This is a genomic window from Nocardia sp. Marseille-Q1738 (assembly GCF_965283145.1).
On the sequence record NZ_CBDIMS010000008.1, the window covers coordinates 23,194 to 40,321 of the forward strand.

The window sequence follows — 17,128 nt, forward strand, 5'->3', positions numbered from 1 at the left end:
CCGTGACGATGCGATGAGACCGGTAGCGCCCCGTTTCACGCCTTCAAAGGCTAGAATATTCATTAACATAGCAACGTTTCCAGCATGTTGTCCGAACTTTCCGGGATTTACTCTCACCCACTTGGCCACCAAGCGGCAACGGCCCGGACGACGTCCATATATGCCACTGAACAGTGGCGCCACCAGAGCACATGCAGGATGAACTCGACGAGGCGACGCCGAAAAGCCGGATAGAGCAGCATGGGAACCGCCGCGTGACCGCACCGCTAACCGCAATAACACACAGTCACTTATCCATGTCAGTAGCTACCTCGTCCCATCGGCTTCCGAGCTGGACGCGCAGCCACGGCCGCCGTCGGCTGTGCGGAGTGCCCGCGCCCGGGAGCCCGCCGGGACTGCCATCCCCGCCCATCGCGGTGGCACAACGGATTCGACAGACTCCGTCAGGACTCGAACAGCAGGTAGAGACCGGTGAAGGTGAAGCCGACCATGGTCAGCATCAGAGCCAGTTGACCGGTGAGCCGATGCCCCCGCGGCAGCAGCCGAAGGCAGCGATCGTGGGCGGCGGCGACCCCGAGGACGTGGCCCGTCACCACGGCCAGCACCTTGATCGTCCCCAGCGCCGCGGGGTGGCTGGACAGTACGTAGGCGACGTCGCGCCCGGACAGCCCCGCGAGATCCCAGCCGCGTTCGAACGGATCCGCGAACAAGATCACCGTCGCCTGCCCCTTCTCCACCAGGAACGTGAGGTAGTGGGCCACCAGATAGCCCGCGACGATCGGGGTCAGGCTGTGCGCGAGGCGAGCCGGAAGCAGTCTCCGCCGCGTTTCGTCCAGGCCACCGGTCGCCTTGGCGGCAAACCGGAACACGCCGCCGACGACAGCGATGAAGCCGAGCAGACCCACCGTGTTCAGTACGGTCGGCAGGACTTCCGATCCAGTGCTTCCAGCGTCGGCCAGCAAACCGCGCCACGAAGGAAATGTGGTGAAGCTGTCGAACGCCGTCGAGCCGAGCAAGGTGGCGGCCACGGCCACCCCACCGATCCGGGCCGGAGTGCCCGCCAGGTTGTCCAGCGGCGAACGCAGTACCAGTTCACCGGTATCGCGGCGGCCGAACGGGCTCAGCCTGCCCAGCAGGCTGCTGTACACCTCGAGCGGGTCGGCGTGCTCGGCCCAAGCGGTGCCACACACGATCAGGCCCACTGTCGTCACGACGAGGTATCCCGCCAGCCACGTGGTGACCGCCGTAACCGAACCCGGCTCCGGGTAGGCCAGTTCGAGCCACACGAAGGAGAACAGACCCAGCACCGCGGGCCACTGGCCCCAAGAACCGGGATAACGGATCAGCCCGCGGCTGGGCTGACGGCGCCACACCACGCAGATGGCGCGATGCACCGCACGCGCCGGAGACAGGACCTTCCAAACCGATCCGGCGGCGAGCGAAGCGACCATGACACCGACCCACAGGAATAGGTAGACCACGCCGGGCACGGGATTGCGTGCCGGATCCGGGGATCCGAGTACACCGATCGCGAGGACGGCGACGGTAGCCCCCACGCTCACGGCCGAAATCACGACCCGAACCGCCTTGGAGTCCACGACCACACCCACGACCGACGGCAGCGCCGCTCCGGGTGACCGTGGATCCAACCGCGGTTCGGGCCAGGCCAGCACCAGCACCGCGAAGGAGAACGTCAACGCCCAGGCGCCCCCGACGAGCGCATACGACAACGGAATGGGCAGGTCGGTGGCACCGCCGAGGCCGTGGGCCAGAACGGTCATCCGCGCACGAGCAGCGTCGACACCGTCCGCCGGGCATGGTGCAGCTCGATCTCCACGCGTCCCGGCACGTCAACGGTGAAGCGGAAGCGCTGGCCGGCGCCCGGGATGATCGGGAAGGTGTGGTCGGGCGTGGCATGCACGTGCAGTTCGTCGTCGGTATCGCTGTCGACCACGATCTCGATCGGTTGCCCCACTCGGGCCTCCAGGCGCACGTCGGCCGGGCTCACCACGCCTGCGGCGATCCGCACCGTGATCATGAGACTGTCCGAGGCCCCCGCTATTGCGGTCGTCGATGTGGTGGGCGCGGGATCCGACGAGGCGCAGCCGCTCGCGAGCAGGCCACCGAGAAGGACGAGCGCGCCCCAACGCCGCACGGATGACATCAGTCCTCCTGGTCCGCGCCGTGGTCGGACGGCGAACCCGCCATCCGATCGCGATCCTGCGCACGACGGTCTCGCAGGGCGACGAACACTACGACGGCGACCACGAGCAACGCCGGCAGGAAGGCGGGTATCGCCAGCAGGATCGAATGACCGGCCAGCACGTCCACGCCGTCGTAGCCCTGCATCATCGCGACACCGCCGGTTCTTCCGGCGCCGCCGTCGGGCTTCCGTGCGGATACCGGTCGTTGATCCGCGCCGCACCCCAGGACAGCGCTCCGACGAGGACGAGGCTGCACACCAGCACGACCAGCGATGCCGCGGCGAACAACCACGACGGGTGGTCGAATGATCGCTCCCGCTGGAGCACGGTGATCTCGGCGATGAACGGCCGGGTGAAGGAAGCGAGCGCGGGGACCTCTTCGACGCCGAGCCCCGGGTCGGCGGCCAGGAAAATCGGCGCCGCGGTCAGTACGCGACCATCCTGCATTCGCAGGACCGTCTTCCATGTCCCATGCGCCGGAACAGGTTCGGTCGACATATAGTGGCCGGCGCCCACCCGCTGGAGCTGGTCGACGACCAGGCCGCGGCCGGGACTGTCACCGCCGATCCCGCCCTGCCAGGAGAGGATCTGAACCCATTCGGGATCGGACCCGGCGAGATCAGCAGGCGTAAGACGGATGTCGGCGAGCACCATTCTTCCGTCCGTGTCCGCTTCGGCGTCGCGCAGTGTCACTGTGGCGGCGGCCCGTTCCGGTACCTCGCTGAGCAGCCCGTTGGCGGTCGCGGCCGCCACGGTCACGACCGCCGCGATCAGCACACCGCGTCGCACCGGTGGGCGTGGCAGCGCTTCGCCCCGCAGCACCATGCCCAGCAGCGCGCCGACGACACCGCCCGCGATGCCGGTGGGCACCGCCATCGCCAAAAGTTCCGGCCACATCGCCCTCGGCCACGAGTTGACGAACATCGCACGGATCCAGAGGGATTCCAGCCACAGCCCCACCGTCGCGATCCCGAGCCCGCAGACCGCACCCCACCAGATCGGCCGCCGGGCGAGCGGCAGCAGCGCCAGCAGTTCCACCACGACGGCTGCGCCGAGATACAGCGGGAAGACATTGCGGGGCGCGTCGATGACCGGCCCGCCGACCAGCACGGCTACCACGGCACGGACGACGGCGGCGAACACCACCACAACCAGGGTGCTGAACGGCCCAAGGGTCGCGCGGGCGGCGACGAGGGTGACGGTGGCCGCGGCCACGATGAGCATCGGCTGCAGCACGAGCCGGAACTGCTGCACTCCGAAGTCGAATTCGACTTGGAACACCGACAGGCCGATGAGCAGGCCGCCGAAGGCGAAGGACCGCAGCAGCCACATCAGTCGCCCATCGGCGCGGTCGGGCTCGGGCCGGCTGTGCCTGCCCTCGAACTCCAGCAGCAGCACACCGACCAGCGATAAGCCGGCGCCGCCGATGAGCATCAGATGCGTCGGACCCCAGAGCGTGACGTCCTGTCCGAACAGCCGATGCCAGATGTCGTCGAGTGGGAAACCGATCAATGCGTAGAGGCCGGCACCGGCGATGAGGATGCCCCCGACCGGCGCATGCCAGGTGCGGGTGATGCGCACCGCCGCGGCGCCGGGCTTCTCGTCCAACGGCAGGACGATCGCCGACATCCCGGCGGTGAACAGGAAAAACAATCCCGCCAGGATGAAATAGTGCGCCGGATTGGCCAGCGGCCCGTCATCGCGACCGTTGCCCACGTGCAAGCTGACATCCCAGATGAAGCCCAACAGCGCGGTCAGGATCGTCGCGAGGAACATCGCGAGCGGGAGCGCGACCCAACCGGGCCGGTTCAGCAGTCGCCCGATCCGGTCGGCGAGCCGCTGTAGCCACGTGATGCGGCGGGTCCGGTGCAGATACCCGACCCACAGCAGAAGGAGCGCGACTACGCCCGCGACGCCGGTCATGACCGCCACTTGGCCCAGCGCCGCTCCACCACCCTCGGTACCCGGAGCGGCGAACCACACGAGCCCGTCGTGCGCGATGTCGGGCATCAGAGACCTCCATCACATGAAATATGTATATGTGACGTACGGTATCATGAAAATCGCCGTCACTGAAGCAGGCCGGCCCGAACCGTCCGCAAACGAGTAGCTATTTTGCGGCAATCCGAATCCACGGCATCGCGCGACCGGCCGGATCGCCGAGGTCAATCGCCGAAACCGTTACCCTCGCCGCTGGAACGGTCGGCCGTCAACGCCATCTGGCCGTTGCCGGTGGCAGAGTTGGTGATCGCGGTCGGGATCTTCGGCAGTGCGTGCGGGTGATGACTACCGAGCCAGCCGAGCAGTTCCTCCCGGACCGCGCAGCGCAGATCCCAGGCGTCGTCGGCGTTGGCCGCCGACATCGTCGCGCGCACCACGATATTCGTCGGGGTGCTGTCCGTGACCACCAGATCCCAGCTGCGACCGTCCCAATCCCTGCGTTCGCGGAGATACTCGTGTAAATGCTCACGCAGCAGCGGTACCGGCGTGCTGTGGTCCAAGTACAAGAACACCGTGCCGGTGATCTGCGGGCCGCCCCGTGACCAGTTCTCATACGGTTTGCTGTTGAAGTAGGAGACCGGCATCGTCAGCCTGCGGTCGTCCCAGATCCGCACGGTGAGAAACGCGAGGGTGATCTCCTCGACTATGCCCCACTCCCCCTCCACGACAACGGTATCCCCGATCTTGACCGAGTCACCGAAAGCGATCTGCAAACCGGCGATGAGATTGCTCAACGTCGACTGCGCCGCGACACCGGCGATGATCCCGATTACGCCAGCCGAGGCCAGCAAAGAGGTGCCGAGAGTCCGCAGACTCGGAAACAGCAGCAGGATCGCCACGGCGGCGGTCGTGACGACCAATACCGATGTCACGATGCGGCGCACCAGCCCCAGCTGGGTGCGCAACTGCCGTACCCGCGAGACTTCCCGAGTACGCCCGGCGTAGGAGCGCAACATGCTCTCCGCGACGGCGTCGGCGGCGCGGATCACCAGCCAAGCCGCCGCGATGATCGCCGCCGCGGCCAAGATGGTTCGGATCATATTGTCCTGGGGCAGATCGAGTTGCGCCAAGGGATAAGTGGCATGCAACGCCACCGAGCCGAGCAATATCTGCACGGGCAACTGCACGCGACGCAGCAGCGTAGGCAGATGACTACTCGGTCGCCTCCGTGCGCTGTATTGCAGCATTCGATCCATCGCCAAACCTACTGTGACAGTGATCGCCACCGTGCCCAAGACCACGATGAGTGGCCGTAACACTTCCTCCAAGGATCGACTCCTTTTCGTCTTCCACCCAAGCGCCCTGCCCTGCTTCGCTTTCGCTGTAAGGACAGCGCACCGCGCCTACCCGCCCGTCCACTACGAATGAACTGTTGGTTGCGGCTCACGCGTCGGAATAGCCACCACGACAGTGCCGGTGGGCGCAATACTGTAGGCGCGAGGCCGAAACTGACACGGCATCCTCCCTCGGTCGACTTGCTTCCCAAAGGCGCATACCCGGTTTCGCCGTCGGTTGTCGCGATGTAGCTGTGGCGAATCCCACCGCCGCGTTCCGCCTGCCGCCCAGCGCGGAGCACATGACCAGAACGATCAGGAATCGAGAAGCGCTGGTCACCGAGCCGTAGCTAACGTCTTCGCCATCGACATTTGCCCGGCAGGTCGCCGGGACGCGGGTTGCTCGCATGCAGAGGAGGACGCAATGAGCTGGAACAAGTGGGTTCGGCAGACGCACCGGTGGCTGGCCATTGTCTTCACGGTGACCGTCCTCGGCACCGTCGTGGCCTTGGCGCTACAGGGCCCGGTCTGGGTGTCCTACGTACCGCTGGCCCCACTCGCCTTGCTCCTGTTTTCAGGTCTCTACCTATTCGTGCTGCCGTATGCCACCAAGCGGCGCAGCCGACCAGCCGCGGACATCCCGCCCCGGCAGGCGGCCGAGGCCCGGGGTCGTTCGTCTGCACGGTGGGTCCGGCAGTTGCACCGTTGGTCGGCCATTGCCTTTGTTTCGACCGTCCTCGCCACTTTCGTCGCCTTGGCGCAGGAGGAGCCTGTGGTCTGGGTGTCCTACCTACCGCTGCTCCCGCTCGCTTTCCTGCTGGTTTCCGGTCTGTACATGTTCGTACTGCCGTATGCCACCAAGCGGCGCAGCGCCCGTCGGGCACTCTCCGCTGCGGCCAACCCACAGTCCGAGCCGCCGAGCGAACGTTCCTCCACGACGCACTAGTCGGCATCGTCGACCGCAGCGTGCACGGCGATCGACAGTCCTCCGATTCCGCTAGCCGTCAAGCGGCGGAACGTTGTGTCGGCGTGCCGGCAGAGCCCTCCCCCGGCGTCGCTGAAGCAGGGGCTCCTTATCGTCGCCAGAAGATGTGATGCACCACCCCGCTCGGGCTCGGGATCCGCTCCAGATGGAAACGGTCGACGAGTTCGTCAGCGCTCGCCCACAATCTCTCGCCGCCACCGAGTTCGACCGGAGCAACGGCGACATGCATGGTGTCGACCAGGTCGGCGTCGAGGAACTCCCGGACCGTGGCAACCCCACCGCCGATTCGCACGTCCTTGCCCTCGGCGGCGTCGAATGCCTGCGCCAGCGCGTCCTTCGGAGACGCATCGAGGAAATGGAACGTCGTGTCCCCCAGCGTGAACGAGGGCCGCACGTGGTGGGTGAGGACGAACACTGGCGTGTGGAACGGGGGTTCGTCTCCCCACCATCCTTGCCAGTCGTAGTTCTCCCAGGGTCCGCGCTGCGGGCCGAATTTGTTGCGGCCCATGATCTCGGCGCCGATGTTGTTGGTGAAGTCGCGGGTGAAGTAGTCGTCGAGGCCATAGGTTCCCCCGGGGTCGGTCCGGGTGGGCCAGTGAGCGGTGGCGCCCGCCCAGAACATGAGCGCTCCCGGATCGGCGTGGCCGAACGGATGATCGAGGCTCTGCCCCTCCCCTGCACCGTATCCATCGCTGGACACGGCGAAATTCTGAACGCGGACCAACTGAGTCATCGGAACCCTTTCTGGTTGCAATGTGCAATCGGTTGCGAACATACCTAGACTGATCCCATGGCGCAACCAGTTGCTCGCGACAAGCTGCCCGTGGCCCCGGGCAAGTCGGGCTGTCCGATCAATATGACGATCGAGCTGCTCGGGGACCGGTGGAGTCTGATCGTCCTGCGCGACATCATGTTCGGAGGCAAGACCCACTTTCGTGAACTGCTCGCCGCGTCCATCGAAGGCATCGCGTCGAACATCCTGGCCGGCCGCCTCGCGAAACTCGTCGACGCGGGCCTGCTCACCCGCGACGACGACCCGAGCCACCGCCAGAAGGTCGAATACCACCTCACCGAGGCGGCGATCCAGCTCGTCCCGGTCATGGCCCAGCTGGGCGCGTGGGGCGCACGCTGGCTGGACACCGCGCCGGAACTAACCGTGCGGGCCGAACTGCTGGCCACTGGCGGCCCCACGCTCTGGGAGCGATTCATGGCCGAACTCCGCGCAACACACTTGGCCGGAGCGCCGATACCTACAGATGGCGTGCTCGCGGAACTGACCGCCGCCTATCACGAAGCAGCTAGCAGGCACGAGCACAGGGCAACTGGATAGCGACACCACCTAGTCCAGTACCGCCGTCGCCTCGACTTCCACCATGATGTCCGGCTCCCCCAGGGCGGAGACGCCGAGCAGCGTAATCGGCTTGACCGGGTCGATCCCGAGCTTCGCGGCGGCGCGCCCGACCCCCTCGCCGAGCAGCGGCATCTTGTCCGGCGTCCAGTCGACGACATAGATGGTCAGCTTGGCGATGTCGTCCCAGGAACCGCCGACCTCGGCCAGGGCCGCGGCCACATTGAGATACGCCTGCTCGACCTGAGCGGCGAAGTCGCCCTCGCCCACCTTTTCGCCGTTCGCGTCGCGGGCCACCTGGCCCGCCAAGAACACCAACTTCGATCCCTCGGCGATCGAGAGCTGGCGGTACACCTCGGGTTTCGGCAATGCCTCGGGATTGACCAGTTTCACGGCCATGGTCCACTCCTTCGTTCGTCTCGGTCCGCGGTGCGGCACTCGAGGCAAACCATAACAATGCTATGTTATGTTGCGCCATGGCCCGCACCAAGAATCCCCGCATCCGGTCGATGCTGATCGAACGAGCCGCGCACATGCTCCGGATGCGCGAGCCGGTGACGTTGCGCGCCTTGGTCGCGGGCACCGACGTATCGACCATGGCCGTCTACACCTACTTCGACGGCATGGACGGGTTGTGGAAAGCGGTGCGGCAGGAGGGATTCACCCGCTTGGCCGCGAAACTCGCCGCGGTCGAGACGACTGCTGACCCGGTCCGGGACCAAGTCGCGCTCGGTGCCGCCTACCTGCGCAACGCGCTGGAGAACCCGGACCTCTATCGCGTCATGTTCGACGCGAGCTTCGAGCTCGAGGACGCCGCGGCCGCCGACGAGACGCTGCACCGCTTGGTGCACGCGGTGGAGCGAGCGAAGACGGAAGGCCGCTTCCGCGCCGACGTCGACCCGTTGGAGCTCGCGACACAGGCATGGACCATCGGTCACGGCCTCGCCACCCTGGTCACCTCGGGACCGCTGCCGCGCGAGACGCTCGCATACGGCGTGCCGATGCTCACCGCACTCTTCGTCGCCGCGGGGGACGATCCCGAGCGATGCGGACGCTCGGTCGAATCCGGCTGGGACGTTCTGGTCGACCGCAGCTGATCTGCCGATCCGCCTGCATCGCCTCTGTTCGAGCCGACGCGCCCATCATGAACCGGGGCGGGCGGCCTGATGGCGCGCCGCATCGGACCAGTACCGGTTATCGTACGCGACGGATCTCGTGTGCTCGGGCGATAACCTTGCTCAGCCCGTATCCGTTGATGAGTGGTATTCCACAGCGGTGTTCGAACTTGGTTTTGAGTTCGATCCCCGCGTGTTCCATGCAGCAGATTGCGAACCGCACCGACGAATTGTTCGTCCGCGCGTGGCCGGGTAGATCGGACAGCGCTGCGTAATTCCTCGGGACCGCGGAGAGGTAGGTCGGCCGGCTGTGCTCTATCCGGTCCGAGAATCCCTCCGGGCTGAGCGGGCCCGCCATAGTGGCGCGGCCCCCGGCAATCAACGGTGACAAGGCGCCGACCATGATCCCGCTTACCTGCCACATCGGCAGGGTCGACAGGCTGTGGTCGGCATCGGTCAGCGCGAATACCTTGATCACCAACTGGCACATCGCCTCGAGATTCCTGTGGTCGAGCATCGCCCGGTTGCCGGTGCCGACGTAGGTGATGAGCGCCGGTCCCTCCGTCAGGGGCGGCGCCGCCTCGGTGGTGTCGGGCTCTGCCGCGCTGAACTCGCAGGCGGGAGTGACGACCCGGACCGGAGGGGAAATGGCCGGACGGTGCGCAGCAACGATGAGGACCTTGGAGCCCGCGTCAGCTATCTGGGAGCCGGCCTCTCGGTCGGTCAAGGATGGATCGATCAGGGTCGCTGTGGCACCCACGCGCCACGTGGCGAACAGCGAAACCACCAGGTCGACGGTGGGGGGCAGCATGATCGCGACGACGTCGCCCGTCGTGACGCCCGCGGCGCGCAGGCAGGCCGCAGCCCGCTGCACGGTGGCCAGCAATTCGCGGTTGTTCAGTTCGTTGCTGTCGTCGGCAAGGGCGGCTGCCTGCGGTGCGACCTCGGCGCGACGGTCCGGCAGGGTCGAAAGTGTCATGCGATGTCCTAAGCATCGGCGTACACGGATCGTTGAAAACTGTAGAGATCGCGCGGTGGATCCACACCGTAGTGCATCGACTGAATTCGTCGCGTGCTTTGTCCCCGGAAGACAGCATCGGCCGCGCGGTTCGTAGCGGCGGTCACGGTGATGTAACTATCATCAGGTAGTGACGACTTTTCGTCGCAACGGTGATATCGAGGTGGGCCGCTGTGTCGCGAGGATCGCCGCCCGCATGAACGAGCGGGTGACGGACATCAGCGCGAGTATTCGCCGTGGAATAGAGGCCGAAATACCCGAATTGCGTGCCGATGTCCACACCGTCGAACTGCTCGGATCCAGCGTGCAGGGCAATCTCGACACTCTTCTGCACGCGCTGCGGGACGACATCCCGGCGGCGCGAGTCCATCTACCTTCCGCGGCAATCGAGTACACCCGGCGTTTGGCCCAGCACAGCGTCCCGCTCAACGCCCTGGTCCGGGCATATTACCTCGGCCAGCGGCGGTTCACCGAACTGGTTTTCGCCGAACTGCAGGCCGCGGATATCACGCCGGTCGAACGGTTCCTCGCCGGACAGGCGATCACCACCCGGCTGTTTCAGTACCTCGACCACGTTATCCAGCAGGTCGTCGCCATCTACGAAGCAGAGCGCGAGCAGTGGTTGGAAACCCGCAACAGTGTCCGCGCGCTACGTGTGCGCGAACTACTGGCGGGCAAAAAGATCGTCGATATCGACAGCACTATCGACCAGATCCGCTATCCGCTCCATTGGCACCATTTGGCGCTTATCGTCTGGTACCCCGGCACCGGGGCGCACGGTGACGAACTGGCCGAGCTGAGACGATTCGTCCGCAAGTCGGCGGAGGCAGCGGGAACTGCCGCGGCCCCACTTTTCATCGCGGAGGATCAGATGAGCGCCTGGGCGTGGCTGCCGTATCGTTCGGCGCAACCCGGCGCCGCCGCCAGGGTCCGTCGTTTCGCGGCCGCACAAGCCGATGCGCCATCGGTAGCGATCGGTGCGGTGGCACCCGGAGTTACGGGATTCCGGCGGTCTCATCGCCTGGCCCAAGACGCACGCTCGGTCGCCTTGGCGCGGGCAGCCGCCGAACCGCGAATCATCGCGGCCGAAGACCCGGGGTTGTCGGTAGCGGCCCTACTCGGTGACAGGATCGTGGAAGTCTGGGAATGGGTCGGCGAGGTGCTCGGCGATCTGGCCGCCGCCAACGACAACGACGAACGGCTACGCGAGACACTACGGGTATTTCTGCGCACCGGATCGAGCTACAAAGCAGCCGCCGCAGAACTCGAACTGCACTCCAACTCGGTGAAGTACCGGGTCGCACGGGCAGTGTCGCGGCGCGGCAGGCCGATCGCCGAAGACAGATTCGACGTCGAACTCGCCCTCCTGGTCTGCCACTGGTACGGACCGCCGCTGCCGCACCCGGATACGGCGTGACTCGGCTGGCCTTTCCCAAGTCTGCGCCCTGCGGATCGCTGAGATTGTGCCGAACGCCATCGTCGACGGGCCTGTCGCCGCGCGCGCCGTCTCGGTCAAGACCCTTCACTGTGCCCGCTTCCCGCGGCCGAAGTGACGGTTCGGGCTGCTCCCGTCGCCAGTCCGCCGAGGAGGTCTTGGATGAGACGGGTCGCCTGTGCGCGAGTTCGGTCAGGGTGATCGGTGTCGGCGATGGTCAGTGACAGCTCGGTCAGGGCTCCGTAGAACGCGCTGGCGACCAGCTCGGCGGGGTGTGGCCGGATGAGTCCGGCGTCGAGTAGAGCTCGCACGGTATCTACGACCAGGCCGCCGAGGTGCTGTTGATCCAGTTCGCGCCAGCGCTGCCAGCCCAGTGCGAGCGGGCCCTGTAGCAGCACGATCTGGCGGTAGTCGCGTTCGGCGCAGATGTTCAGGAATTCCGCCACTCCGCGATCGGCGCGTTCGAATGGGTCCGAGCTCGTCGCGGTTGCTTCGCGGATCCGCTGTGCCGCCCGGCCTTCCAGCTCACTCATGACCGCTTCGAACAGGCCGCGTTTGCCATCGAAGTGGTGGTAGAGCGCGCCGCGGGTCAGCCCGGCCGCTCGCACCAGTTCCTCCGCCGAGATGTCCGCATAGTCACGTTCGGCGAACAGGCGCAGCGCGGTGTCGAACAGCGTTTGACGTGTGTTCCCCGCGTACTTTTCCCGAACAGACTCCATACGCTATGGATATCACATACAGTGTGTATTTAAGATACACTGTGTATGAAAGCAGGTAGTGATGCAAAAATCCGTGGATGTCGCGGTGGTGGGCGCCGGGCTTGCGGGGTTGGTGGCCGCCCGCGACCTGGCCGAGGCCGGGCGTGCGGTGCTGGTACTGGAAGCGCGGGACCGCGTCGGTGGGCGGCTGCTCAATGCCGAACTGCCGGGTGGCGCCGCGATCGAGGTAGGGGGCCAATGGGTGGGACCGGGACAGGATCAGGTGCTCGCGCTGATCGGCGAGCTCGGCCTGGCCACCTTCCCCACGCACACCGAAGGTCGGCATATCGCCGAAATCGGTACGGCCCGATCGGTTTACACCGGCCGCATTCCACGACTGAACCCGGTGGCGCTGGCCGATGTCGCACAGGCCCAGTGGCGACTCGACCGCCTCGCACGGCAGGTTGCGGCACGGGAGCCGTGGCTGGCCGAACAAGCCGAACATCTGGACGGCCAGACGTTCGCCACCTGGCTTCGGCGGAACGTCTACACCTCCGGTGGCCGATCCTTTTTCCGGCTGATCTCCGAGGCGGTGTTCTCCGCGGAACCGGAGGACCTGTCCGCACTGTGGGCCTGCTTCTACGTCGGCGCGGCGGGCGGGCTGGACGCATTGATCAACACCGCGGGCGGCGCGCAACAGGACCGTGTCGTCGGAGGTTCGCAACGCATCGCAGTGGCTTTGGCCGATGAACTCGGCGACCGTATCGTGCTCGGCGCTCCGGTCACCGAAATCACTTGGGACGCAGCGGGTGTTCAGGTTTCCGCGGGAAGGGCCACGGTCCGAGCCGCCCGCGCGGTGATCGCGGTGCCGCCCCCGTTGGCTGCACGGATCCGCTTCGGTCCCGGCCTTCCCGGCGACCGTGACCAACTCGTCCAGCGCATGCCGATGGGCCGGGTGATCAAGGTCAATGTTGCCTACGACGAGCCGTTCTGGCGCCGTGACGGGCTCAGTGGCCAGGCCAACAGCGATCATCGGTCATTGGGCACCGTTTTCGACAACACGCCACAGGGCGGTGCACCCGGAGTGCTCGTCGGATTCCTCGAGGGCAAGCACGCCGATGCCGCCGGCCGACTGGGGCTCGCCGAGCGTCGCGCCCAAGTCCTGACCGATCTGGTCGGATACTTCGGACCACAGGCCCGGCATCCGATCGCCTACCTCGAACGAGACTGGGCCGAGGAGGAATTCAGTCGCGGGTGCTACGGAGCGTTCACCGCGCCGGCAACCCTCACGCGGTTCGGAAGTGCGCTGCGCACTCCCATCGGCCCACTGCATTGGGCAGGCACCGAAACCGCCACTCGCTGGGCGGGTTACATGGACGGTGCCGTCGAATCCGGCCACCGAGCCGCCCGTGAAATCTCCGAGGTCCTCATGACGCCCGCCCGCATGTAGCTGTCCGCCGTGACTCGTGCGGTCGCCGCGGCGCGCGGTGAGCCTGTACCGCGGCCGTCGGGTGCCCCGACGGCACGGTTCACGCAACCTCCGGTGATGCCCACCGGCTGGGCTAGCCGAGCCCGCTGTCGAACAAACGTTCCCATCCCGGCTAAGCTTTGTCAGTGACCAACGAGAACCCCACCGAGGGCGCCATCCATCGCTACTTCGATGCCCTCCAGACTGGGAACCCGATGCTCCTGAAGGAGTGCTTCACCGATGACGCGCGATGGTTCGCACCAGGCCGTCTGCCCAACTCCGGAATCTGGCACGGGCCGAACGCCATCGTTGAGGAGTTCTTTCCGATCGCGATGGCTCGGATGCAGCCGGGGTCGTTCACCACTGAACTGCTCAGCCTGACCATCGGCGACTCGAACGCCGTCGTCGAGTGGCGATCGAGGGCGACCACGCTATCAGGCCACGAGTACGACAACGCCTACATCGCGAACTTCGTCGTCACGGACGGCAAGATCTCCGAGGTGCGCGAGTACTTCGACACCCACCGCGGCGAGACGCTGTACCAGTAGGACGGCTTCAGTGGCGGTGTACCGGGCGAAGCGGCCGCAGCCACAAGCAGCCCCGTGGGCAGCATCGCGTCCCGCTGGCCTCGTCGGCGGTAGAAGCGGCGCTGCCCAGCGCATGCATGACATGCTGAGGGGGTGGATGCGCCACACTCACAGCACGTGCTCGGCCCCGGTCGAGATACCCGATACCGCCCCCGGTGGCATGTCGTACTGCGCATTGTTGCCGGTGTCATCAGCATCGCCACCGGCGCATTGTGGTTGTGGTGCGTGTTCCTCGTGCTCAGCTCGCGGTTGTCGACCGATCCCGCCAACGACCCCCACGGCTATGGGCTGATCATCGGCACGATGCTGGCCGTCCCCAGTGGACTCGTAGCCGCTCTCGCGCTGCCCTTCGCCTTCCCACGAGAACATAGGACGCGCGCCATCAGGATTTCGATGCCAGCGTTCGCGGTCACGTCGGTGTTGCTATTGACGGCGCTGTTCACGGCATGACATCACCGGCGGTGCCGCGGCTGGCCGGTGGGCGCGCGCCCACACCAGCCGAGGTCGTGGCCGTGGACGGCAGCCGCGGAACATCCACTCGCGTCGCGATTCGGGTCGAGTACAACGACGCGGGCAAGCAGGCGAGCTTGCCGACCGACCTCTTCGCTAAGACGACAACCGCCTTCTCCCAACGCATTCTGCTCGGTGGCGGGAAGATGATCGACGGCGAAACCCGCTTTTTCCGTGACTTCCGGCCCCAGGTCGATATCGAGGCTCCGTTCGGCTATTGGGGCGCCGCCGACGCGGGGTCATGGCGTTCGATCGCACTGATGGAAGACATCGCCTCGACCCGCGGTGCGCAGTTCATCGAGCCGAACACCCCGGTCGCCCGCGACCAGATCGAAGATCTGGTGCGCAACCTCGCCCGGCTGCACCGGACCTTCTGGAATCACCCGTCGATCACGGACCTCAAAACCACGACCCAAGCGCTTCAGGCGTATCTCGCCGCCATCGACATGAAGAAGCGTTGCGAGGTCGGCCTGCGGCGAGCCGAGGAAGTGGTTCCGGAGGTCCTGCACGGCCAGGCGGAACGGCTGTGGGCCGGTGTCGAGCGAGCGATCGATCTGGCGACGAACGAGCTACCCCAGACCCTGCTGCACGGTGACCCGCACATCGGTCAGACTTACAGCACCGGCACAGGGCGAATGGGATTCGTCGATTGGCAGGTGGTGATGCGGGGAGGCTGGGCACACGACTTCGCCTACACCGTCAACTCGGGATGCGAGCCAGAGGACCGGCGTGCATGGGACCACGAACTGCTGGCGGCCTACCTGGACGAGCTCGGACCGCTCGACGGCCGGGCGCCGTCCTTCGATGACGCATGGCTGGCGTATCGGCAACAGTCCATGTTCGCCTACGCGGCTTGGGCATTCACGATCGGCAGGGCGGCCTATCAACCCAAGATGCAGCCGGTGGAGACCTGCTTGACGCTGCTGAAGCGAATCACCACGGCCATAGATGACCACGAATCCCTGGACGCTCTCGCCGTCTGACCTTTGCCCCGCGGCGTCGCGGCCGGGCGGGAGCCCGGCTGCACACGGGCTCGAACAATCTTCTGCGGGGCAGGTTTTCGTGTGCGGTGACGATGCTTCTTCCAGCGCGCTATACCATCGACCGGTTCCAGCATAGATCCGGTAACTCGCTCCATCGCAGCGTCTGCGTCAGGAGCGGGACTTCAGCAATCGTGCAGTGCCTACGAACAGTTGGGAGTTTGCTCCTTGCGTACGCCGCAGTCTCAGGTTCCGGCTCAGTCTTGCCCGGTCCTCCACGGCTCTCCGATCGATTCCGACGGCCCGCGGGTGCCCATCTACTCGCCGGAATTCGCCGCGGATCCACACCGCGTCTACGGCGAAATGCGCAGGCGCTACGGGTCTTTGGCTCCGGTGGAGTTGGCGCCCGGCGTACCCGCTACCTTGGTGATCGGTTACAGCACCGCGGTGCGGATCCTCAATGATCCCGAGCACTTTCCCGCCGACCCGCGCGCCTGGCAGAAGAACATTCCCGCCGACTGCCCCATTCTCCCACTCCTGGAGTGGCGGCCCATGGCCAGTCGTAGCACCGGTGCCGACTTCGCCCGCTACCGTGGGGCGATCACCGCGAGCATCGACGAGGTCGACCTGTATGCCCTCCACGCCGTCGTCGAGGGACTCGCCATCCCATTGATCAACTCCTTCTGCCAGGACGGGTCTGCCGACCTGATCCGCCAGTACGTGTTCCCGCTGGTATTCGAAGTCGTGAACTATCTGCTCGGCTGCCCTCCGGAGATCGGTGCGCAGGTTGCCGCCGGTACAGCCGCTCTGCTCGAAGGTGTCGACGCCGAGAAGGGCAACCAGATGCTCGGGGAGGCGCTGATGAGACTGGTGGCACTCAAACGCGCCGAACCCCAACGCGACATAACCTCGGTACTGCTCCAGCATCCCGCCCGGTTGGACGACGTAGAGGCCTCCCACCACGTATCGCAGGTCTATGGCACCGGGATCGAATTCCAGCTGAACCTGATCGCCAACACCCTGCTGCTGATCCTCACCGACGAGCGCTTCGGCGACAGCATCCTCGGCGGCAACCTGTCGTCCCGCGATGCCCTCGACGAGGTCTTGTTCAACGACCCGCCACTGGCGAACCTGCTGATCACCTACCCCCGCCAACCGATCCTCATCGATGACGTCTGGTTGCCCGCACACCAGCCCGTCGTCATCAGCATGGCCGCCTGCAACAACGACCCCGCGATCCGCACCGACAACCTGACCGGCAACCGCTCCCATCTGGCCTGGGGCCTCGGCCCGCACGCCTGCCCAGCGCGAACCCTGGCCTACCTGATCGCCCAAGACGCCATCGATCAACTCCTCGACGCGCTGCCAGAGATCCAACTGAACCTGCCCGACCGGACACCCAACTGGCGACCAGGCCCCTTCCACCGGGCATTGACCGAATTGCCGGTCACCTTCCCGCCTACCTCGCCGCTGAACACCGGATAATCGACAGCGAGAGCGAGCGA

At 66.0% G+C, this 17,128-nt stretch carries 18 protein-coding genes; 9 read left to right on the plus strand and 9 right to left on the minus strand.

Going from position 1 to position 17,128, the window contains the following annotated elements:
- Positions 1-443: 443 nt before the first annotated feature.
- The 5 genes from ACWPXK_RS25070 to ACWPXK_RS25090 all read right to left on the minus strand — a co-directional run bounded on the left by ACWPXK_RS25070 (position 444) and on the right by ACWPXK_RS25090 (position 5,464).
- Entirely contained in the window at positions 444-1,781 is a 1,338-nt protein-coding gene (locus ACWPXK_RS25070; RefSeq protein ID WP_454198614.1) for a hypothetical protein, read from the minus strand.
- On the minus strand, positions 1,778-2,164 hold the full coding sequence (locus ACWPXK_RS25075) for a hypothetical protein (RefSeq protein ID WP_454198615.1): 387 nt from the start codon (positions 2,162-2,164) through the stop codon (positions 1,778-1,780). The genes ACWPXK_RS25070 and ACWPXK_RS25075 overlap by 4 nt, the downstream gene beginning before the upstream one ends.
- On the minus strand, positions 2,164-2,352 hold the full coding sequence (locus ACWPXK_RS25080; RefSeq protein WP_454198616.1) for a hypothetical protein: 189 nt from the start codon (positions 2,350-2,352) through the stop codon (positions 2,164-2,166). The genes ACWPXK_RS25075 and ACWPXK_RS25080 overlap by 1 nt, the downstream gene beginning before the upstream one ends.
- Positions 2,349-4,214: a hypothetical protein gene (locus ACWPXK_RS25085; protein ID WP_454198617.1), complete on the minus strand. Its 1,866-nt coding sequence runs from the start codon at positions 4,212-4,214 to the stop codon at positions 2,349-2,351. Before ACWPXK_RS25085 ends, ACWPXK_RS25080 begins: the two co-directional genes overlap by 4 nt.
- 155 nt (positions 4,215-4,369) lie before the next feature.
- Positions 4,370-5,464, minus strand: coding sequence for a mechanosensitive ion channel family protein (locus ACWPXK_RS25090; protein ID WP_454198902.1), 1,095 nt, complete (start codon positions 5,462-5,464; stop codon positions 4,370-4,372).
- Positions 5,465-5,903: 439 nt separating this feature from the next.
- Here ACWPXK_RS25090 and ACWPXK_RS25095 point away from each other — a divergent pair, with 439 nt between their 5' ends.
- Positions 5,904-6,425, plus strand: a complete 522-nt coding sequence (locus ACWPXK_RS25095; protein WP_454198618.1) for a hypothetical protein — start codon at positions 5,904-5,906, stop codon at positions 6,423-6,425.
- Positions 6,426-6,552: 127 nt separating this feature from the next.
- Here ACWPXK_RS25095 and ACWPXK_RS25100 read toward each other — a convergent pair whose 3' ends face one another.
- Positions 6,553-7,197 (minus strand): dihydrofolate reductase family protein, encoded by a 645-nt coding sequence (locus tag ACWPXK_RS25100; RefSeq protein WP_454198619.1) that lies wholly within the window; start codon positions 7,195-7,197, stop codon positions 6,553-6,555.
- A 57-nt stretch (positions 7,198-7,254) separates the two neighbouring features.
- On the opposite strand from ACWPXK_RS25100, the gene ACWPXK_RS25105 reads away from it, so the two are divergent.
- Entirely contained in the window at positions 7,255-7,794 is a 540-nt protein-coding gene (locus tag ACWPXK_RS25105) for a winged helix-turn-helix transcriptional regulator (RefSeq protein WP_454198620.1), read from the plus strand.
- 9 nt (positions 7,795-7,803) lie between these two features.
- Here the strand turns inward: ACWPXK_RS25105 and ACWPXK_RS25110 are convergent, their stop codons facing one another.
- Positions 7,804-8,211, minus strand: coding sequence for a RidA family protein (locus tag ACWPXK_RS25110; protein ID WP_067474974.1), 408 nt, complete (start codon positions 8,209-8,211; stop codon positions 7,804-7,806).
- A 77-nt stretch (positions 8,212-8,288) separates the two neighbouring features.
- On the opposite strand from ACWPXK_RS25110, the gene ACWPXK_RS25115 reads away from it, so the two are divergent.
- Positions 8,289-8,909, plus strand: a complete 621-nt coding sequence (locus tag ACWPXK_RS25115; RefSeq protein ID WP_454198621.1) for a TetR/AcrR family transcriptional regulator — start codon at positions 8,289-8,291, stop codon at positions 8,907-8,909.
- Positions 8,910-9,006: 97 nt separating this feature from the next.
- On the opposite strand, the gene ACWPXK_RS25120 is transcribed toward ACWPXK_RS25115, so the two are convergent.
- Positions 9,007-9,906: a class I adenylate-forming enzyme family protein gene (locus ACWPXK_RS25120; protein ID WP_454198622.1), complete on the minus strand. Its 900-nt coding sequence runs from the start codon at positions 9,904-9,906 to the stop codon at positions 9,007-9,009.
- Between the two features lie 169 nt (positions 9,907-10,075).
- Here ACWPXK_RS25120 and ACWPXK_RS25125 point away from each other — a divergent pair, with 169 nt between their 5' ends.
- Positions 10,076-11,362, plus strand: a complete 1,287-nt coding sequence (locus tag ACWPXK_RS25125) for a PucR family transcriptional regulator (protein WP_454198623.1) — start codon at positions 10,076-10,078, stop codon at positions 11,360-11,362.
- 95 nt (positions 11,363-11,457) lie between these two features.
- Here the strand turns inward: ACWPXK_RS25125 and ACWPXK_RS25130 are convergent, their stop codons facing one another.
- Positions 11,458-12,099, minus strand: coding sequence for a TetR/AcrR family transcriptional regulator (locus ACWPXK_RS25130; RefSeq protein ID WP_454198624.1), 642 nt, complete (start codon positions 12,097-12,099; stop codon positions 11,458-11,460).
- A gap of 61 nt (positions 12,100-12,160) precedes the next feature.
- Between ACWPXK_RS25130 and ACWPXK_RS25135 the strand changes: the two genes are divergently transcribed.
- From ACWPXK_RS25135 to ACWPXK_RS25155, 5 genes are all read left to right on the plus strand, one after another.
- Positions 12,161-13,528 carry a flavin monoamine oxidase family protein gene (locus ACWPXK_RS25135; RefSeq protein WP_454198625.1) on the plus strand — a complete coding sequence of 456 codons (1,368 nt, stop codon included), beginning with the start codon at positions 12,161-12,163 and terminating at the stop codon, positions 13,526-13,528.
- A 164-nt stretch (positions 13,529-13,692) separates the two neighbouring features.
- Positions 13,693-14,094: a nuclear transport factor 2 family protein gene (locus ACWPXK_RS25140; protein WP_454198626.1), complete on the plus strand. Its 402-nt coding sequence runs from the start codon at positions 13,693-13,695 to the stop codon at positions 14,092-14,094.
- A 132-nt stretch (positions 14,095-14,226) separates the two neighbouring features.
- Positions 14,227-14,583 (plus strand): hypothetical protein, encoded by a 357-nt coding sequence (locus ACWPXK_RS25145; protein WP_454198627.1) that lies wholly within the window; start codon positions 14,227-14,229, stop codon positions 14,581-14,583.
- Positions 14,580-15,626, plus strand: a complete 1,047-nt coding sequence (locus ACWPXK_RS25150; protein WP_454198628.1) for an aminoglycoside phosphotransferase family protein — start codon at positions 14,580-14,582, stop codon at positions 15,624-15,626. Before ACWPXK_RS25145 ends, ACWPXK_RS25150 begins: the two co-directional genes overlap by 4 nt.
- A 225-nt stretch (positions 15,627-15,851) precedes the next feature.
- Positions 15,852-17,108: a cytochrome P450 gene (locus ACWPXK_RS25155; protein ID WP_454198629.1), complete on the plus strand. Its 1,257-nt coding sequence runs from the start codon at positions 15,852-15,854 to the stop codon at positions 17,106-17,108.
- Positions 17,109-17,128: the final 20 nt, after the last annotated feature.